This is a genomic window from Fibrobacter sp. UBA2449 (genome assembly GCF_002342555.1).
Classification (GTDB): Bacteria; Fibrobacterota; Fibrobacteria; order Fibrobacterales; family Fibrobacteraceae; genus Fibrobacter.
In genome coordinates this window covers 26,159-44,521 of the sequence record NZ_DDQF01000020.1, presented here as the reverse complement: position 1 = coordinate 44,521, position 18,363 = coordinate 26,159, and the positions used below count along the sequence as shown (strand labels likewise).

Sequence of the window (18,363 nt, the reverse complement as noted above, 5' to 3'; positions counted from 1 at the left end):
CACAACGTCGCGGCCTTTTACTATAATATCTAGCGATGAAATCTCTAGAAGAAATTTTCGAGGCTCAGGGCACACAGCGTTGGGCAGTCGCGAACACGACCGCAAAAGAGCGTATCGCGAAGTTGCGCTCACTCCGCAAGGCGATTGTAGAGCGCCAGCAGGAATTCTACGACGCCGTGCGGGAAGACTTCCACAAGCCGAAGACCGAAGCCTGGCTCACCGAAGTCTTCCCCGCCCTCGAAGAAATCGACTACAACATCGCGCACCTCCCCGACTGGATGGAAGACAAGCCCGGGCGCTGGAGTTGGCTGTTCCCGCTCAACCGGAGCGTAAGCCATTTTGAACCGAAGGGCCGCGTGCTCATCATGGCGCCGTGGAACTACCCCTTCCTGCTGTTCATCTCCCCCATCGCCGCAGCCATTGCCGCAGGGAACGTCATCATCGCGAAACCGAGCCACAAGACTCCGCATGTAGCCGCGTTTCTCGAATCGCTTATCGCAGGTGTGTTCGAGCAAAACGAGGTCGCCGTCGTGCAGGGCGCCGGAGCGGCAATCGGAGACAAGCTGCTCGCTCTTCCCTTCGACCACGTGTTCTTTACGGGTAGCCCTAAGGTCGGCGCGCATGTCGCGGAATGCGCCGCAAAAGTCCACGCCGGAGTCACGCTCGAACTTGGCGGCAAGTCTCCCGTAGTCATCCTCGACGATGTGAAGATTGCAGACGCCGCCAAGAAAATCGCCTGGGGCAAGTGCGTGAACGCAGGCCAGACCTGCATTGCGCCGGACTACGTGCTGTGCCCGCGCAATCTCGTGCAACCGCTCGCCGACGCGATTGCAGACAACATAAAACAGATGTATGGCGAGACGGAAGAAGCCCGCAAAGCATGCGAGAACTTCGTTCACATCGTCGAAAGCCACGCCGCTGAACGCCACAAGGCGCTTATCGAAGATGCGATTACAAAAGGCGCGATGGCCGTCATCGGCGGGGCAGATTATTGCGATATCGCGGGCAGGTACACGCCCGCGACCGTACTTACCGGCGTCACGCCCGAAATGGATATCATGAAGAGCGAAATTTTCGGGCCAATCCTCCCGATTGTCACCTGCGATTCGCTCGAAGAAACTATTGCATTCATACAGAGCCGCCCGAAACCGCTCGCACTTTACATCTTCGGGCGCAACGAGAAGGCGATTGACCGCGTACTACGCAAAACAACCTCGGGTTCCACCTGCGTGAACCACTGCATATTGCAAATCGAAAACCTCTCGCTTCCCTTCGGGGGCGTGGGCATGAGCGGCACCGGCAACTATCACGGGATTTACGGGTTCAGGACGTTCAGTCACGAACGCAACGTGATGCTCCAGGGCGCATTCGACCCCATGCAGTTCTTCTACCCGCCCTACCACAAGGCAAGCGACAAGAGCCTCCGCGCCAAAATCCAGCGGATCGCAAAGAAGATTCTAGGGTAACGCCTACGTCCCTTCGACGTACAGCTTCTTCATCTCGTCGGTGATGGCCATGGGGCGGCCGCGGTTCATGTCCACGAGCACCCACTGCGTCTCGGATTCGAAAATCACCTTGCCGTCGGACACGCGCTCGAACCTGCACTTGCGCAAGCTCGCCACACGGCCGTACGCCGCCACCCACGTCGTTCCGCGGATTTCATCGCCCAGAAAAGCCTGGCTCTTGTACTCCACGTGCTGCACGTGGATCATCCAGCCGGCGCCCACGCTCTTCATCAGGGCCGTGCCGCCGACAGAATCGGAATGGGCAATCGCAATATCCTGAATCCACTTGACCGACCACACGTTGTTAAAATGGTGGTTGTCGTCAATCATCTCGGGTGTTACCTTGAACACCTGCGTGAACTGCATCGGATTAACCGTATCTTCCATCGCAATAGCCATAATATTTCCTTTTTTTTATAAAAATAGTTTTTTCAACTCAAATAACATTGAAAAATAATTATGCGGGAGGGGCCCCAGCTCAGAGTTGCGAAGGCCGCACGGGCCCCTCCCTGCACCCTCCCCATCCTTGGCCGACGCTTCTATTGTTCTTACGCAAAAAAAACTTGTAATTTGTTTTTTATTCTCGCTTTTAAAATTTATTTTTCGTTTGGAAAATTATATTTAATGTGTATAACAAGGCGTTTTACAGGAGATTGTATGGATTGGAACGACTTCACGAGCCTTTCTGCAGAAGACATGCAGGCTATCTGGGACTTCAAGACGAAGGACCCGTTCTCTATTTTGGGAATCCACCCGCTCGAGACGGACAAGGGTATCAAGACGGTCATCCGCACATACCAACCGCAGGCTGCCTACATCCGCGGTGAATCCTGCGATGGCGAAGTGGAATTCGACTTCATGAAGCTCGGCGATACCGGGTTCTTCGAGGCCATCCTCGACATGGACTACGAGCCGTTCTTCTACAACCTGATTATCAAGCAGGGCGACGGCATCGAGTACACGCTCACCGACCCGTACGCCTTCCAGCCCGTACTTACCGAATTCGACCGCCACCTGATTTCGACCGGCACGCACTACGAACTCTACCGCAAGCTGGGCGCGAACCTCGTGGAACACCAGGGATTCAAGGGCGTGCAGTTCGCCGTCTGGGCCCCGAACGCACACGCAGTTTCCGTCGTGGGCAACTTCAACAGCTGGGATGGCCGCCGCCACCAGATGCGCATGCTCGGCAGTTCCGGCATTTGGGAAATATTCATCCCGAACCTCGGCGAAAACGAACTGTACCGCTTCGAAATCCACGGTGCGGACGGCAATCTTCACGTAAAGATCGACCCGCTCGCAAAGCTTGCGGAAGTCCGCCCGGCAACAGCCTCCATCACGACCCACCTCGACGGCTACGAATGGGGCGACGAACTCTACATGAAAACGCACTGGGCAACCAAGGTCTTCGGCAGCCCCATGAACATTTACGAGGTGCACGCCGGTTCCTGGAGGCGCGATCCCGCGAACCCCGACCGCTTCCTCAACTGGGACGAACTTTCCGAACGCCTTATCCCCTACCTGAAGGAGATGGGATACACGCACGTGGAATTCCTGCCGCTGGCGGAACACCCGCTCGACGAATCCTGGGGCTACCAGGTGACGGGCTACTACTCCCCTACGAGCCGCTACGGCACGCCCGACCAGTTCCGCCACTTTGTGGACCTGTGCCACCAGAACGAAATCGGCGTGATTCTCGACTGGGTGCCGGCGCACTTCCCGAAGGACGCGCACGCGCTCGGCCGCTTTGACGGCACCGCCTGCTACGAGCACGCCGACCCGCGCCAGGGCGAACACCCGCACTGGGGCACCTACATCTTTAACCTGGGCCGCAACGAGGTCAAGAACTTCCTTATCGCAAACGCGATGTACTGGCTCAAGGAATTCCACTGCGACGGCCTGCGCGTAGACGCCGTAGCATCGATGCTCTACCTCGACTACGGCAAGGGCCCCGGCCAGTGGGTGCCGAACAAGGACGGCGGCAACATCAACTACGATACCATCGAGTTCCTGAAGCACCTGAACAGCATCATGGGCCGCCTCACGCCGCACGCCATCCTGATTGCCGAAGAATCCACGAGCTTCCCGAGTATCACGCGTCCGCCAGAGCAGGGCGGCCTCGGATTCCACTACAAGTGGAACATGGGCTGGATGAACGACTTCTTGAGCTACATCGAGCACGAACCTATCCACCGCAAGTACCACCACAACCAGCTGACCTTCAGCATGATGTACGCCTACAGCGAGAACTTCATCCAGGTGTTCAGCCACGACGAAGTGGTCCACGGCAAGGGCTCCATGCTCCGCAAGATGCCGGGCGACAACTGGCAGCAGTTCGCGAACCTCCGCCTCACCTACGCCTTCCAGTACGCGCACCCGGGCAAAAAACTCAACTTCATGGGCAACGAGTTCGGGCAGTGGCGCGAATGGAACGAGAAGCAGTCGCTCGACTGGCACCTCATCAGCTGGGACAGCCACGGAAAGCTCCTGCAGATGATGAAGACGCTCAACCACCTGTACAAGGAAAACGCACCCTTCTGGGAAATCGACCACTACCACACCGGTTTCGAGTGGATCTGGTGCGACGACGCGGACAATTCCATCGTGAGCTTCGTGCGCAAGGACGACCACGGGAACCAGATTCTGTGCGTGTTCAACTTCACGCCGGTGGTGCGCAACGACTACCGCCTGGGAGCGCCCGCACGCGGAGCCTGGAAGGAAATCTTCAACACGGATGCGGCCATGTTCGGCGGCTCTAACGTCGGGAACTTCGGCGAAGTCTGGACGCAGGACATCCCGTGGCAAAACCGCCAGTGGAGCCTGAACATTCAGCTCCCGCCGCTTGCGGCTGTTTACTTCCAGCTCGAACGATAATACAGGCAAAGGGCATCTTATGAAATTTCGGCGTTTCGCAGTTGCACTCGCTGCGGCATCCGCATTCTCACTTGGTGCCAGCGACAAATATCCAGAAGCCAAAGCTCAAGAAGCCAAAGAGCTTTCGCAAAAATGTGAATCAGGAGACATCCGTTCCTGCTTCGTATTCCTCTCTTTTATCGACACAGTCGCAGCAATGACGCCCGAAGACAAGCTGCGGTTCGAAAATGCAGGCGGTTACGCAAGAACACCGGAAGCTCTAGCCCAAATAGCAAAAGACCTCTCCCAAAAGTGTGATTCAGGTATTATGCCAGCCTGTTTCATGGCACTCACAATTGCAGATAAAGTCGCCCACATGTCGGCCGAAGACCAAAAGCGTTTTGAAGATGCCGGCGGTTTCGACAGGCCATCTAAAGACAAGAAAGATGCCGGACAAGCATCCGACTCACTAAAAGAAAACTAAAACATCCTTCCCTATACAAAAAGCCCCGCCGGGGTTTCCGGCGAGGCAATTGTTTTAACGAGATCCCCGCCTGCGCGGGGATGACGTCCTTATGTCTTACTCAATCGTGATGAGCGTGATGGTGCGCTTGCCGACCTTGATCGGCTTAGACACGTCAACACCCTTCTTGGCCTTCTTGGACGGGTCATTTTCCCAGCCGGCCTTGAGCTTTTCGGAGCTCTTGTCAAGCGTCTGGACGGTGGCCTTGCCCTTGAAGCCCGGAATGTCGAGCTTGAGTTCGTAGTCGCTGTACGGGCTCTTGTTGATCACGAGAAGGCTCTTCTTCTTGCCGTTTTCGGTGTAGTAGGTCGTGATGAGCGATTCCTTGTCACCGGTAATCACGGTCTTGAGGAGCTTGCCGCGAAGAGCGTCAGAAGCCATCTGGAAAGCCCAGTAGCTCGGACGCGGGCAGTTCATGCACTCTTCGGCAGAACGGGTCAGGTAACCGTAGTCACCGCCTTCCGGAGTGATGTCGTTGTGGATATCCCAGTACTGTGCGTTGTCCACATTTTCGGTGGCGAGCATAGCCAGGTAGTCTGCAACGAACAGGCCGTTTTCAAGAGCGATGGTCTGCGGACCCGGGTTGAAGTCCACGGAGTTCCATTCGGTGAGCCAGAGTTCGAACTTCTTGTCCTTGTTGAAGTGCTTGGTCCACTTGTCCACGAGCTTGTGCAGGCGGCTGTAGATAGGCACGAGATCCTGCGGGGCGCTGAGCATGGCGAAGTCGTTTTCTTCACCGTAGTGCTGCGGATAGTGGTGAACGATGATACCGTCGGCAATGTCGCCGGTTTCCTTGAGCACGTTGTCGTTCCACTGACCGTCGAGAACGCCGAGCACCGCCACCTTGATGGTCGGGTCAACCTTCTTCATGGCCTCGATGAACTTGCGGGCGCGCTTACCATAGATGGTACCGCCGTCCTTACCGTACTTTTCGTAGTACGGGTGCCAGTTACCGTAGACTTCGTTACCGATTTCCCAGTACTTGATGCCGGCCTTCTTGTCGATGTTGGTGTGCTTCACCCAGGCAGCGGCTTCCTGTTCGGTGCCGGAACCGAAGTTGACAGTGAACATGGCGTTGGAGCCGGTCTTCTTGAGCCATTCGAGGAATTCGTCGGTATCGACCATCCAGTCCTTGTTATCGAGGATTTCCTTCCAGTGGTCGTCATCGGCACGGAGGCCACCCGGGTAACGGATGATGCCGTGGTTGATGCGCTTCACGTAGTCACGGGTCTGCACCTTGAACTTCGGATTGTCAAGCATGTCGCCATCCCAGAGGGCAGCGTTGATACCGAAGAGGCCGCCCGAGATGTTCGGGTTGATCACGTCGCCGGTACCCTTCACGTCGACCTTCACGACAGCCGGACGAGCGGCAGCCTTGACTTCGCGCTGGTTGGTGAGCTTGATGTTGTCGATTTCGAAGGAGCCGTTAGAACCTTCTCCACCCGGTTTGAAGTCGAGGGAAACAACGCCCTTGAGGTCAAACACGCCGTTTTCCTTGGCGGTAGGCGGCTGGTAATACGGGAACTTGCTGAAGGTGCGGAACGGCACGATCACAGTGGTGCGGCCGCGCGGCACACCGGTGTTGGACACGAAGAGTTCGTTACCGGCGTCACCGATCTGGACCGTGATGGACTGCCATGCACGTTCGGAGTAGACGTCGAACATGAGGCCCCAATGGTTGGTCCAGTCGCGCTGCTTGGCGTCATGGTTAGCGCCATTCTTGGTGAAGTCGAGCACGACGTCCACCCAGTCAGACATTTCGAAGTGCTTCACGTTGAGGGAGTTGCCATCGAGCTTGGAGGTCTTGAACGGCATTTCCACTTCGACCTTGGACTTCGGGCCCTTGGACGGTTCCCAGTTGTCCTTGGTGAACTTGCCTTCGAAGTCGGAAATCACGACATCCGGAGTCTTGTTCTTCCAGCTGTCCCACTTGATATCCGGGTCAACCCAGTCGATGGTTTCGGTGAAGGTAATCTGGTCCACAAAGATGGTCACAGGAGCCGGCTTGCCCGGTTCGCCCTGGTTTTCACCCTTGCCCACGGAGAAGCGGATTTCCTGGATCTTGTTCCACTGCACATCCTTGGCGACTTCGGCCTGCTTGTTAGCATCCCAAGCCTTGCCCTTGTCGTTGAACTTCTTGAGAGGAATCTTCACGAGCTTCCAGTCGGTGCCGACCTTCGCGCCCTCGATCCAGTCGTTGAGGCTAATCTTGGTCTGGCTCTTGATGTCGTTGCCCTGGTTGTCGAGGATACCGACGTACACCTTTTCGCCGCCGAGCTTACCTTTGATCCAGAAGTAGAGACCGCCCTTGTTGCGGACCTTGGAAAGGTCGATGTACTTGCCTTCGCCAATGGAGTAGGTCACACCGGACCAGTCGTTGTTGTCGATGTAAAGGGCGAGCACGTTCGAGTTGCCCGGAGTCTTGGATTCGGCTTCGCGCTGGGCGGAAAGGCCACCGTAGCTGTAGCTGAAGCCCTTGACGCGGTTGTCGTAGAAGATGCCGTTTGCAACCGGCTTGACCTTGCCATCAAGCTTTTCAGGATTCTTCGGGCCGTTGATGACGTCCTCGTTTTCATCCCAGTAAACAATCTTCTTCTTCGGAGGGGCCTTCTTGCCAGTCTTCACGATTTCGATGTTGTCCACCCAGATTTCGAAATCCTTTGCGGAACCCTTGTCGATGGAGAGACGGATAGCGTAAATCTTCTTCCAATCGATACGGGCCGGGAATTCGGACTTGCGGGTGTTGTCCCAGTAGAGACCGCGGTCCGGGAAGTCCACGAGAGGAATGGAAACCTTCTTCCAGTCCGTCGTGATGGAGCCGCCTTCGATATACTTGTTGACAGTGAGCTTGACCTGCGTTTCCTTGCCGTCGGAATTCTTTTCGTCGAGAAGGCCAACGATAAGGGCTTCGCCGCCCTTCTTGCCCTTGACCATGAACTCGAGCTTGCCGTCGAGCATGACCTTGTCCATGTCAAAGAAGAAGTCGTTCTTCAAGCAAATCTGGGCACCGGAATATTCGCTCGGATCGAGTTTGAGGTTAAGAGCCGCCTTGGACTTGAAACCGTTCTTGGCATCAATGGAAAAGCCCTTGCTTTTGCCACCGTACGCATAGGTATCTCCGCCTTCGGGCATCTCTTCGTTGAAGAACTTGTAAGGAACTACGCGAGGAGGTTTCGGCTGAGCCATTGCTGCCACGCTCGCACCCAGGAGGATGACGGACGCGACTTTCAATGTTTGCTTTATCATATGTCGTTTCCTTGTTTGTTGTTTGTTTTGCCTTAAATTTAAACTTTTAGCACAAAAAAGGGCACACGCCTAGACGTTTAAGCGTGCACACCAGAAAACACTACTTGGCTTCCTTGAGCATCTTTTCGACGAGATCCGGGGAGAAGCGGTCCTGGCGCTTGCCGTTGATGTAGAAGTTCGGGGTACCCTGCACGCCGACCTGCACGCCAAGCTTGAAGTCCTTGTCGATGCGGGCTTCCATGGCAGAATCGAGGACCATGTCCTTCTTGAACTTTTCGACGTCGAGGCCGACTTCTTTGGCGACGGCGAGGTAAGTAGAATCGGAAAGTTCGCGGCTATGCGGAGCGAGGGCGTAGCGGTATTCCCAGAACTTGCCCTGCTTCTGGGCTGCGATGGCGGAAGCCGCGGCGGCCTTCGCGTTGGAGTGGAAGCTGAGCGGGAAGTGCTTGTACACGAACTTGATCTTGTCCGGGTACTTCTCGTTGAGTTCCTTCATGACAGGAGCGATACGGGAGCAATACGGGCACTGGAATTCGGTAAATTCAACAATCGTGAGCTTCGGGTTCTTGGTGTTGCCGAAAACCGGGCTGTCCTCGTCGGGGATGTCCCAGACCTTGTTGGCCTCTTCCATTTCCTTCTTGGCATCTTCGAGGGACATGCCGGCGCGCTTTTCGAGAATGTAGGCAACCGCTTCCATGTTGGCTTCCATTTCGGCCACCTTCTTTTCGAGGGAGTCGAGGCGGGCCTGCTGGTTGAAGGAACCACCGGCAGAGGCCTGGTTGCAAGCGACGAGACTAGCGGCAAGAATTGCCATAGCGACGATAGAGATACGTTTCATGTTTATCCTTTTAGTTGAAACAAATTGTCCAGCAGGCGAAGTCCGCCCGCGTTTTGAAGGAAATATATAAAATAGTGGCCAGCGGATAGCAGCATTTGTTCGATGTTTTATGGCATAAATTGCTATTCTTGCAGCCATGGAACAGCCCGTGCGCACATTCTCCGTCATGCAGTACATGACCTCTATCCGCAACAAGCTCGCCGACACACCGGCCGTTTGGGTTCACGGGGTTATCACGCAAATAGCCGAAAAGCAAAAAGTTGTTTACATGAGCATCGCGGACTTCGCCGAAGGCGACGTAAGGCCCATCGCGACCATTTCGCTCAGCTGTTTCGCGGGCCAGTTCGCCGCCCTCCGGCAAAAGACCGAAAACGCACCGACGCCGTTCGTCATCAAGGAACAGCTCAAGGTTTGCCTGCTCATCCAGGCAGACGTGTATATCCCCTTCGGCAAGCTGCAGGCGCGCGTACTCGATATCGACCCGGTATATACGCTCGGGGAACTTGCAGTCACAAAAGCGGCAATCCTCAAAAAACTCGCTCTCGAGGGACTGCTCGAAAAGAACAAGTCGATAGAACTCCCGCAGATGCCCCTTTGCGTAGGGCTCGTGACAGGCGAAGGAACTGCCGCCTACAAGGATTTCACCACGAGGCTCGCCGCATCGCCGTTCAAGTTCAGGGTCATACCCGCATTTGCAAAGATGCAGGGGAACGACACGGAATCGAGCGTGCTTGCGGCACTCGACACACTTCGCGAAAACAGCGAAATCGACGTGGTGTGCATCGTGCGCGGGGGCGGTTCCAAGACAGACCTCAACTATTTCGACAGCGAAGCGCTCTGCCGCGCGGTCGCGAACTACCCCATCCCGGTATTCACGGGCATCGGACACGAAATAGACAAGAGCCTCCTCGACGAGGTGGCAAGCGTTTCATGCATCACGCCCACCGACTGCGCCAAGCGGCTTGTGGAACGCGCCCAGGAAAGCTGGAGCGACCTTGTAGAAACAGCACGGAGGATTGCCGATTCCACGCGCAGCCTACTTTCCGAAAGCAAGCAGGAGCTCGGCATGGCCGCCACAAGGCTGCAACAGCGGGTCACCTCGCGCATCCAGGGAGAAAAAACGCGGCATGCCGTTGTTCTCTCTACCCTGCAAAAGGATTCGCACTTCTTGGTAAAAGAAGAACTAGCAAGGCTCGACCGCAATACCGAAGGCCTGAGACAGGGAACCCGCAAGATTCTCGACCTTGCAGATTCGGAGTATAGACTCATTGAATTGCGGGTAAAGAATGCCGACCCCGAGACAGCCCTTGCAAAAGGCTACACGCTCACGCTGGATAAAAACGGAAAGTTTGTCCGCAACGCATCGCAACTCAAGTCTGGCGATACACTCACCACAAAATTCAGGGACGGAACGGTAGAATCTACCGTGCGTTAGCGGTGTTCGTTTGTCGTGGGTTCAAGCCCGCGGAAGAACGCCAGTTCGGCAAAATCTCCCTTCAGCAATTCGATGCTCGCACCAATCATGTAGAGGCTGCCCGTAATCAGGAGCGGGGAATCATTTAGCTTATCGGCACCGCAATCGTTCAGGACCTTATCCAGGTATTCGCGGGAAAGTTCGCCCTCGCTTGCGACATAGAGGTCAAGCGCCTGCATTTCGTTACGCAGGTCAGCAAGTTCACGGAAGCGCGGGTACGGCGTCCTCGTTATATGCCAGCGGGCAACATGAGGCGCCATAAGTTTGAGCATCTCCCCCACATCCTTATCCTTGAGGGCGCCAAACAGGCAGTGGAACTTTTTCCCCGGATAATACTCGCGCAAGGTTTCTACCAAGCGGCGAACCGCATGCGAATTGTGGGCCCCGTCCAGAATAACGCGTATCCTGCCGTCCGGGCCAGCAAGCAGTTGCATGCGGCCTGCCCACGAGCGTGTCGCAAGAGTCTTGAGCGCGAGGGAATCGTCATAATTTATCGCGCCGTTTATTGTTCCTGCAAGATGCGCAACGTTTATAAACTGCGCGGCGGCCACAAGCGAAAGGCTCGCATTTTCGATGTAATGGCGCCCGAGATTCGGGAGCACGATGTCGCCACGAATTTCAGGGACAATACACTTGCACCCGAGAGCAGCCGCATATCCGCGCGCTTCCGCAAGCAGCACATCCGAAAGTCCGCCCAAAACAAAGGTCTTCCCGCAAGCACATTCGCGCGCCACTCCCACGACCCCCATCTTCTCGCGGAGAATCGCCGATTCCGTGGGCCCCAAGACCTCGGTGTGTTCGAGCCCGATGCTCGTCACGACCGCAATCTCGCCACCTGCAACAGCGGTGCTGTCGAGCCTGCCGCCCATACCCGCCTCGAGAACAGCGACATCAATCTTCTGCTCCGCATAGTAGAGGAAGGCGACCAGCGTCAGGACTTCAAAAAACGTGGGTTCGACCGGAGATGCACCCGCGGCCACGCGCCCCGCCGACACGGAATCTGCGGCGGCCTTCACCTGCAACAGCAATCGGTCCAAATCTCCTGCCGGAATCGGAATATCATCTATACGGATGCGTTCGCGCAAGTTCACTAGGTGCGGGCTCACGTACAGGCCCGTCTTGAGCCCGTGCGCCTGCAACACGCCCGCGAGGTAATAACTGGTGGAGCCCTTCCCGTTCGTGCCGACCACGTGAATCGACCTGAACTTTTTTTCGGGATTGCCGAGCGCGGCACAAAGCGCACGCGTCGATTCGAGCCCGGGAACCATCCCGAACATCAGGCGCGATTCCAGATATTCCATACCGATGGATTGCATGGGCACAAATTTAGAATTTCGGCATCAAACATTACAAAGCTTTATCTATATTCACAACGATTACATCACGGTTTTTATTATGAGATTATTGAGCCTTACCCTCATGCTGGCGGCGTTTTCTGCCGTTGCTTTTGCGCGCGTAGATCCGACCGCCGCACCGCAGCACTACAACTACCGCGACGCGAGCAAGCAGATGAGGCGCGTCTATTACGGCGAACTGCAGGAGACTCTCTACTGCGGCTGCAAATACGACGACAAGAAGAACGTCGACTTTAACAGTTGCGATTTCAAGCCGCGCGAAAACCCAAACCGCAAGAGCTTCAAGCGAGCAGAACGCATCGAGTGGGAACACATGGTGACAGCACACAACATGGGGCACTTTTTGCCCTGCTGGAAGGACGGCGGCCGCAAGAACTGCAGTGCGAACGACACGACATTCAAGCTGATGGAAGGCGACATGCACAACCTCTACCCCGCTATCGGCGAGGTGAACGGAGACCGCAACAACTTCATGTACAGCCAGTGGACCAACAATCCCGAGCCCATGTACGGCGGCTGCAAGACCATCGTCGACTTCAAGGAAAAGAAGGCGCAGCCCCGCGAAGAGGCCCGCGGAATCATCGCCCGCGCAAGTTTCTACATGGAAAAGACCTACGGCGTAAAGCTATCGAATCAGGACCGCAAGCTCTTCGAAGCCTGGAACAAGATGTACCCCGTCACCGAAAAGGAATGCGAACGCGACCGTCGCATCTTCAAGGTACAAGGCGACCACAACCCCTTCGTGTACGAAAAATGCCCGCAGTAATGCAGGCATGATGATTCTAGTAGATACACTTGCCTTACTTCGTAAGGCTGCGGTATGACTCTGAGTAAAACTACATCCAGCCGCGGTCGGACGTACCAGAAATACCGCGAATCTTAAGATCGAAGTCATCCTTGTTCGTGGCGGCATTCATTGCGGTCTCAAGCGAAATCTGCTCCGTCTTGTAAAGTTCGAGCAGAGCCTGGTCGAACGTCTGGCTATGATACTGCATGTGGCCTTCGGCAATGGCGTGTTCCACCAGCGAAAGCTTGTCCTTGTCACGGATGTATTCCTTGATGGCAGCAGTATTCACAAGTACCTCAGCGGCGGGCACGCGGCCCTTGCCATCGGCAGTCGGCAACAAGCGCAGCGAAATAATACCCGCAAGCACTTCAGAAAGGAGAATACGGATTTCGTCGTGCTGGTGCGGCGGGTACATCGAAAGCACACGCTGAATCGTTTCGGTCGCATTCGTCGTATGGATGGTCGCAAACACCATGTGGCCCGTATCGGCCGCAGTCAGCGCAATCTGCATCGTCTCGAGGTCACGGACTTCGCCCACCAGGAGCACGTCCGGGTCCTGACGGAGGGCGGCGCGCAGGGCATTCGCGTACGAAAGCGTATCCACGCCAATCTCGCGCTGCGAAATGATGGACTTGTTGTCGCGGTAAAGATATTCAATCGGGTCTTCGACGGTAATGATGTTCACCGCTTCCGTCTGGTTGATGTAGTCCAGCATGGAAGCAAGCGTCGTCGACTTACCCGAACCCGTCGTTCCCGTCACAAGCACAAGGCCACGGCGAGTAAGCGCAAGGTCACGGATAACTTCGGGCAGGTGAAGTTCCTCGAATGCAGGAATCTTCGCCTTGATGTGACGAATCACCATGGCAATCGTGCCGCGCTGGCGGAAAACGTTCACACGGAAACGGCCCATGTCGCGGGCGCCCACGGCAAAGTCACATTCCTTGTTCGTCTCGAAACGGTTTTTCTGGTCGCGGTTCATGATATCGTCCATGAAGGAATCCATCATGCCGGCATCCACGCGGGTTTCGAACAACTTTGTCAGTGCACCGTTAATACGATAAATCGGAGGAACGCCCGTACGGATGTGCAAGTCAGAAGCCTTGTTCTCGACCATCGCACGAAGCAGCTGCTCGATTCTCAAATCAGCCATTCTGTTCGCCTCCGAACTTGGAATCGTAGGCCTTCTGGACTTCGGCCAAACGCTTGGCTATAGCCTCGTTTTCGGGATCTTTGCTCGCCAAGTCCCTGTACATGTCGAGAGCCTTGTCGTAGTAGCCCTGTTCAAAATAAATTTCAGCAAGAGTCTGCGTGTTCCTACTCGGGTCTATTTCGGAAGGCAGCTTGTCCAAAGGAACATTCGGATCCGAAACAAGTCCGGCAACGACTTCGTCATCGGAATCCCCCGACATCAGGAAATCCATCCCCTTGTTGTTCGGGAGCGATTCCTTTTCATCGAGAGAATCGTCATCGGTGTTGAAGAGTTCCTTGAACGCACCGGAGAATTCGGATTCAAGACTTTCGTGATCCGTCGAAGATTCCACGACTTCCTGCGCAACATCGGCTTCCGCAGTCGGAGCAGATTCTTCAGCGGGAATATCCTTGGCAGGTTCAGATTCTGCAACAGAATCGTCTTCACCAAACAGGCTGCTGAACGACTTGTCCAAATCCGATTCGAGAGTCGGATCGGCAAGCGGCGCTTCTTCAATAGCAGCACCCGTGTCTTCCTGCGAAGCCACAGCCTCCTGTTCCGGAAGTTCCGCAGACGCATCAGCATTGGATTCATCTACCGGCAAATCATCGTCATCGGAGAACAGCGTCGAGAAGGCGTCTCCCATTTCCTTGGAAAGCGAATCCTCATCATTTAATTTGTTCTCATCAGCAACAGATTCGACCTTTTCTTCTTCGGGAGCACTTTCTACAAGGGAGTCCTCGGCCACAGCTTCGGGCATATCCGATGCAGGGGCATGTTCTTCCGGAAGTTCGTCATCATCGGCAAAGAGAGCGTCAAGAGCACTTTGCACATGGATACCGCCATCATCAGCTACTTCGGGCTCTGCAACAGACGGTTCTTCGGCAATAGTTTGTTCAACTACAGGTTCTTCGACAGCAGGTTCCTCGGCAACCGTTTCCTCGACAACCGGTCCTTCCGCAGCGGGTTCTTCCACAGCGGTCTCTTCAGCAGCAGGTTCCTCGGGAACCGCTTCTTCTTCGGCCGGCAGTTCGAGCGATTCGTCCTCGGAAGCCTTTTCCTCGCCGAACGTCAGGTCTTCGCTATCGAGATCCAACACGTCATCCGCAGCGGGAGCCTCAGTTGCAGGAGCATCCTCGACCGGCAGATCAAGTCCCAGGGAGAATTCATCTTCATTTGCAGAAGCATCCTCGGCAGCCGGTTCAGCAGGCTTTTCTTCGGGAAGTTCATCCTCGCCAAAGATATCGTTGAACGCGCTGTCCAAGCTCTGCGGCTTGTCGGCTTCCGGCTCCTCCAGTTCGGGCTCGTCGAGTTTCAGAGAATCCTCATCAGAGCCCACGCCCATATCGGCATCCGCCGACTTTTCGAAGAGACCCGAACCAAACGAGGATTCTTCAGGAGCAGGCGTAGATTCCAGTGCCGGAGCGGAAGAGGGCAATTCTTCGGGAAGTTCGTCTTCGCCGAAGATATCGCCAAACGCATCGTCAATGCTCTGCGGCTTGTCCTCGACATTCTCCGAACCGAAAACATCCTCGTCCTTGGGTTGCGGAGCCACGGGTTCGTCGTCCAGGCTCGTCGGCAAATCCATCTGTGCAAACGGAGAAGACGGAGCGGAAGACTGAGACGATTCAGTTTCAAGATCATCGCTTTCGTCACCAAAGAAATTCGAGAACGCGGAATCCACGTCATTGCCGGAGATTTCTTCGCTCGGAGCGGCATCCTCGTCGAGAGTAATGTCCGTCTCGGCAGAATCCAGCGCGGAATTCAGCGAGTTCTCCAGGGTATCCATCGCGGATTCATCGACGGAGTCATCTTCAACACCAAGCGACTTCAACGAAGCGAACGGATCGTCGTCCGCCATGGAGAACGGAGAGGCCGGCTTGGCTGGTTCGGCGGGTTCCTCGGTCAGCGTAAATTCCGGAGCAGGCTCCTCGGCCGGAGTATCGATATCCATGTCGAGGGACTTGTCGAAAAGGGAATCCGATTCTTCCGCAGCAGGCGCTTCGGTTTCGGCAGAGGCCGTTTCCATCTCGGGCTCGGCAGCCACGTCTGCAGCAGCATCCATATCGGGCATCGCAAAGTCGGCCTCCCCCAGGGCTGCAGCACCGGCAACGGCGGCAGCACCCAAGGCTTCAGGAACAGCTTCGTATTCTTCTTTCCAGAACGTATCGAGCGGATCCATATCGTGAACACGGCGATAGCAGCGGTTGCGGTTTCCCGTATTTTCCTGCGCTTCCTCTTCCCCGGCAGCAAGGCCAATCAGCTGATCGTAAGCATCGCCCATGCGCTTCTGCGCCGAAAGGCAGAACGGATCCTTTTCCAGGACGCGCTTGCATTCTTCGACACAATCCAGGAATTTGCCCTGCTGGAACAAAATCTTGGCGCGAACCAGCATGCCGGGAATGTCGCCCGGATAAAGCTGCAGACCGGCATCCACGCGGGCAAGCGCATTGTCGACGTCTCCCGCCATGAACTCATAGTCGGCAAGCCAGGAGAAAGCCATAGACTTCGCCTTCTTCTTGCCAATAGACTTTTTCAGGGTATCCAGTGTAACGGCCATTTATCCCTCCAGGGGAAGCAAAATCGCTTCGTCCGTCAAAAGAACAGGAATTCCTTCGCGAACGATATAGGCACGGGAGCCCGCCTCGTTCACAAGGACCTCGGTCAAAGTTTCAGAAATCTTTTCGCCAGCCGCATTCTTGAGGGTTCCTGCGGCACCGGCCTTGTTGATGCTCGCCAAAAGGGCGTCATCTGCCATACGGAGTTTACCCCGAGTCTCGGGGCAGCAAAGAATATCCAAGAGTTTATAGTCGAACATAAAGCCTTTATAATCAACAACTTATAGTTGATATAAAAATAACTCTATTTTCGAGAAAAGGATAACCGGAGAGGGCTTTTAGTGCAGATATTTGAGGTCTACGAGGGCAAAATTGCCGTTTTTGCCGTTTCCGATGAGCAAATATACCCTCAGGCCGAGCTTATCGAGCCAATTGATGTCAAAATCCTCGCGATAACCCGAGAAATTGGACACGACCAGGAGTTCGCGGCAGCCCGTGCGGTTGCAGATGGATTCCATGTCCGAAAGGGGCCCCAGGAGGTGCTGACGGTTTTCTGCGCTAATCTTATCGGGTTCGCCGCTCACGCAACCGAGAATCTCGATTCCCGGAATCACGTTGTAGCTGTCGAACCAGTTGGTAAGCGAATCCTCGCGGCCACCGAGCAGAATGGAACGGTGACGCTTCTTGGCAAAGATGCGGTAGAAATAGTTTATCCAAAATGCGATACGGCGCCAGGCAAGGAGCGCAAGCGGGATAAAGAGGCTGGAGCAGATAGTCCACACAATCAAATGCGGATCGTACGGCCAATAATTATTGCCGCCTTCCGACACGACGGGCATCTGCGTGAAGTAACGGAAAGCCTCGTACCCGCCCACCGTAAGCAGGTTCAGCGGAATCAGGTAACGCAGGAACTTTTCGCCCTTGAGGCTAGATTCCGTATACTCCCCACGGAAAATAAGGAACGCAAAGTTCACGACAACCACCAGGCCAACAAGCCACCAGTCTTCGAACTGGGCAAAATCCATAATGGAGTGCTTTATAACCTCACTCGTCCCGGCACACCCACTTTCGAGGCAACTGGAATCATGGAAGCACACATCGGACACAACGCTTGTGTGGTTCAGGAACGAAAACGCCCACAGCGCCACAACGCCCAGGTCGAGGAACATCTTCCAGAACTTCGGAATCAGGCGCGAGAACATGCCCACGAACGCCGCAAATAAAATACCGAAAGACACGAGGAAATTCGGGACAAAGTAAAGGTCCTTGTGTTTTTTCACAAAGATGAGCATCGCCTTGTAAAAGTCCACGTAGGACCCCCAGCGGCGCGTGCGGCAGCTTTGCCCCTTAAAATGCAGAATGTTCGTGACCGGCGTATAATAGTTCTTGAGGCCCATCTGCTTTGTACGGAAGCAGAGGTCCAAGTCTTCACCATACATGAAGTAGTCTTCATCAAAGCCGTTCAGCTTTTCGTAGACATCGCGACGGATGCAGAAGAACGAGCCGCTAATGGCATCGACTTCAATCATCTCGTCCGGATCGGCGTACGTCATGTTGTAGCTGGCAAGCGTCTTGCTCTTCGGGAAGAGTGCCGCAAGGCCAATCGTCTTGGAAACAGCAGAAACAATTGTCGGGAAAGAACGGCGGCAAGCCCACTGGAGCGTTCCGTCTTCGTTCAGGATGCGGCAGCCGACCGTACCCGCTTCCGGGTGTTCTTCCATGAACTTGAGCATTTCGCGGAAGGCGTTCTTCGAGATAATCGTATCAGGATTGATGAAGAACAGGTACGGCTTTGTCGCATGCTTTTCGGCAAAGTTACAACCTTTACCAAAGCCCAGGTTTTCCTTGGAATCAATCCATTCCACTTCGGGGAAGAACTGCCTGATTTCGGGTAGAATCGGTTCGACCGAGCCATTATCAAGCACAATCACCTGCGCATCGATTCCCTCGCACGCATCTCGGACCGATTTCAGGCATGCAGGAATGAAATCGCAGGAATTGTAGGCAACAATGATAATGGAACAGGAATACATGC

The 18,363-nt window shown here is 55.1% G+C and carries 13 protein-coding genes; 5 read left to right on the top strand and 8 right to left on the bottom strand.

Translation table 11 applies throughout. The features are described 5' to 3' along the window. The first annotated feature begins 35 nt into the window (after positions 1-35). Positions 36-1,466 carry an aldehyde dehydrogenase family protein gene (locus B4B27_RS13025; protein ID WP_290727075.1) on the top strand — a complete coding sequence of 477 codons (1,431 nt, stop codon included), beginning with the start codon at positions 36-38 and terminating at the stop codon, positions 1,464-1,466. A gap of 3 nt (positions 1,467-1,469) precedes the next feature. On the opposite strand, the gene B4B27_RS13020 is transcribed toward B4B27_RS13025, so the two are convergent. Beyond that, on the bottom strand, positions 1,470-1,904 hold the full coding sequence (locus B4B27_RS13020) for an acyl-CoA thioesterase (protein ID WP_290727073.1): 435 nt from the start codon (positions 1,902-1,904) through the stop codon (positions 1,470-1,472). A 258-nt stretch (positions 1,905-2,162) separates the two neighbouring features. On the opposite strand from B4B27_RS13020, the gene glgB reads away from it, so the two are divergent. Both glgB and B4B27_RS13010 read left to right on the top strand, forming a co-directional pair. Further along, positions 2,163-4,379 carry a 1,4-alpha-glucan branching protein GlgB gene (gene glgB, locus B4B27_RS13015; protein ID WP_290727072.1) on the top strand — a complete coding sequence of 739 codons (2,217 nt, stop codon included), beginning with the start codon at positions 2,163-2,165 and terminating at the stop codon, positions 4,377-4,379. A gap of 19 nt (positions 4,380-4,398) precedes the next feature. Further along, positions 4,399-4,842, top strand: coding sequence for a hypothetical protein (locus B4B27_RS13010; protein ID WP_290727070.1), 444 nt, complete (start codon positions 4,399-4,401; stop codon positions 4,840-4,842). Between the two features lie 96 nt (positions 4,843-4,938). Here B4B27_RS13010 and B4B27_RS13005 read toward each other — a convergent pair whose 3' ends face one another. Both B4B27_RS13005 and B4B27_RS13000 read right to left on the bottom strand, forming a co-directional pair. Further along, positions 4,939-8,127, bottom strand: a complete 3,189-nt coding sequence (locus B4B27_RS13005) for a carbohydrate binding domain-containing protein (RefSeq protein ID WP_290727068.1) — start codon at positions 8,125-8,127, stop codon at positions 4,939-4,941. Positions 8,128-8,227: 100 nt separating this feature from the next. Continuing rightward, entirely contained in the window at positions 8,228-8,965 is a 738-nt protein-coding gene (locus tag B4B27_RS13000) for a DsbA family protein (RefSeq protein WP_290727067.1), read from the bottom strand. Between the two features lie 136 nt (positions 8,966-9,101). Between B4B27_RS13000 and xseA the strand changes: the two genes are divergently transcribed. Further along, positions 9,102-10,400, top strand: coding sequence for an exodeoxyribonuclease VII large subunit (gene xseA / locus B4B27_RS12995; protein WP_290727065.1), 1,299 nt, complete (start codon positions 9,102-9,104; stop codon positions 10,398-10,400). Here the strand turns inward: xseA and B4B27_RS12990 are convergent. Beyond that, complete coding sequence (locus B4B27_RS12990; protein WP_290727064.1) at positions 10,397-11,755, bottom strand: bifunctional folylpolyglutamate synthase/dihydrofolate synthase; 1,359 nt, start codon at positions 11,753-11,755, stop codon at positions 10,397-10,399. The genes xseA and B4B27_RS12990 overlap by 4 nt on opposite strands. Before the next feature lie 76 nt (positions 11,756-11,831). Here B4B27_RS12990 and B4B27_RS12985 point away from each other — a divergent pair, with 76 nt between their 5' ends. Next, entirely contained in the window at positions 11,832-12,560 is a 729-nt protein-coding gene (locus B4B27_RS12985) for an endonuclease (protein WP_414654324.1), read from the top strand. A gap of 70 nt (positions 12,561-12,630) precedes the next feature. On the opposite strand, the gene B4B27_RS12980 is transcribed toward B4B27_RS12985, so the two are convergent. The 4 genes from B4B27_RS12980 to B4B27_RS12965 all read right to left on the bottom strand — a co-directional run bounded on the left by B4B27_RS12980 (position 12,631) and on the right by B4B27_RS12965 (position 18,361). Then, positions 12,631-13,731 (bottom strand): type IV pilus twitching motility protein PilT, encoded by a 1,101-nt coding sequence (locus B4B27_RS12980; RefSeq protein ID WP_073114012.1) that lies wholly within the window; start codon positions 13,729-13,731, stop codon positions 12,631-12,633. Then, positions 13,724-16,330, bottom strand: coding sequence for a tetratricopeptide repeat protein (locus tag B4B27_RS12975; protein ID WP_290727061.1), 2,607 nt, complete (start codon positions 16,328-16,330; stop codon positions 13,724-13,726). Before B4B27_RS12975 ends, B4B27_RS12980 begins: the two co-directional genes overlap by 8 nt. After that, entirely contained in the window at positions 16,331-16,588 is a 258-nt protein-coding gene (locus B4B27_RS12970) for a Trm112 family protein (protein WP_173364981.1), read from the bottom strand. A 78-nt stretch (positions 16,589-16,666) separates the two neighbouring features. Beyond that, on the bottom strand, positions 16,667-18,361 hold the full coding sequence (locus B4B27_RS12965) for a glycosyltransferase family 2 protein (protein ID WP_290727059.1): 1,695 nt from the start codon (positions 18,359-18,361) through the stop codon (positions 16,667-16,669). Between the last annotated feature and the right edge of the window lie 2 nt (positions 18,362-18,363).

Bases quoted from the DNA above. Each gene is read 5' to 3' on its own strand.
- B4B27_RS13025 (WP_290727075.1), top strand. From the start codon at position 36: ATGAAATCTCTAGAAGAAATTTTCGAGGCTCAGGGCACACAGCGTTGG.
- B4B27_RS13020 (WP_290727073.1), bottom strand. From the start codon at position 1,904: ATGGCTATTGCGATGGAAGATACGGTTAATCCGATGCAGTTCACGCAG.
- glgB (WP_290727072.1), top strand. From the start codon at position 2,163: ATGGATTGGAACGACTTCACGAGCCTTTCTGCAGAAGACATGCAGGCT.
- B4B27_RS13010 (WP_290727070.1), top strand. From the start codon at position 4,399: ATGAAATTTCGGCGTTTCGCAGTTGCACTCGCTGCGGCATCCGCATTC.
- B4B27_RS13005 (WP_290727068.1), bottom strand. From the start codon at position 8,127: ATGATAAAGCAAACATTGAAAGTCGCGTCCGTCATCCTCCTGGGTGCG.
- B4B27_RS13000 (WP_290727067.1), bottom strand. From the start codon at position 8,965: ATGAAACGTATCTCTATCGTCGCTATGGCAATTCTTGCCGCTAGTCTC.
- xseA (WP_290727065.1), top strand. From the start codon at position 9,102: ATGGAACAGCCCGTGCGCACATTCTCCGTCATGCAGTACATGACCTCT.
- B4B27_RS12990 (WP_290727064.1), bottom strand. From the start codon at position 11,755: ATGCAATCCATCGGTATGGAATATCTGGAATCGCGCCTGATGTTCGGG.
- B4B27_RS12980 (WP_073114012.1), bottom strand. From the start codon at position 13,731: ATGGCTGATTTGAGAATCGAGCAGCTGCTTCGTGCGATGGTCGAGAAC.
- B4B27_RS12975 (WP_290727061.1), bottom strand. From the start codon at position 16,330: ATGGCCGTTACACTGGATACCCTGAAAAAGTCTATTGGCAAGAAGAAG.
- B4B27_RS12970 (WP_173364981.1), bottom strand. From the start codon at position 16,588: ATGTTCGACTATAAACTCTTGGATATTCTTTGCTGCCCCGAGACTCGG.
- B4B27_RS12965 (WP_290727059.1), bottom strand. From the start codon at position 18,361: ATGTATTCCTGTTCCATTATCATTGTTGCCTACAATTCCTGCGATTTC.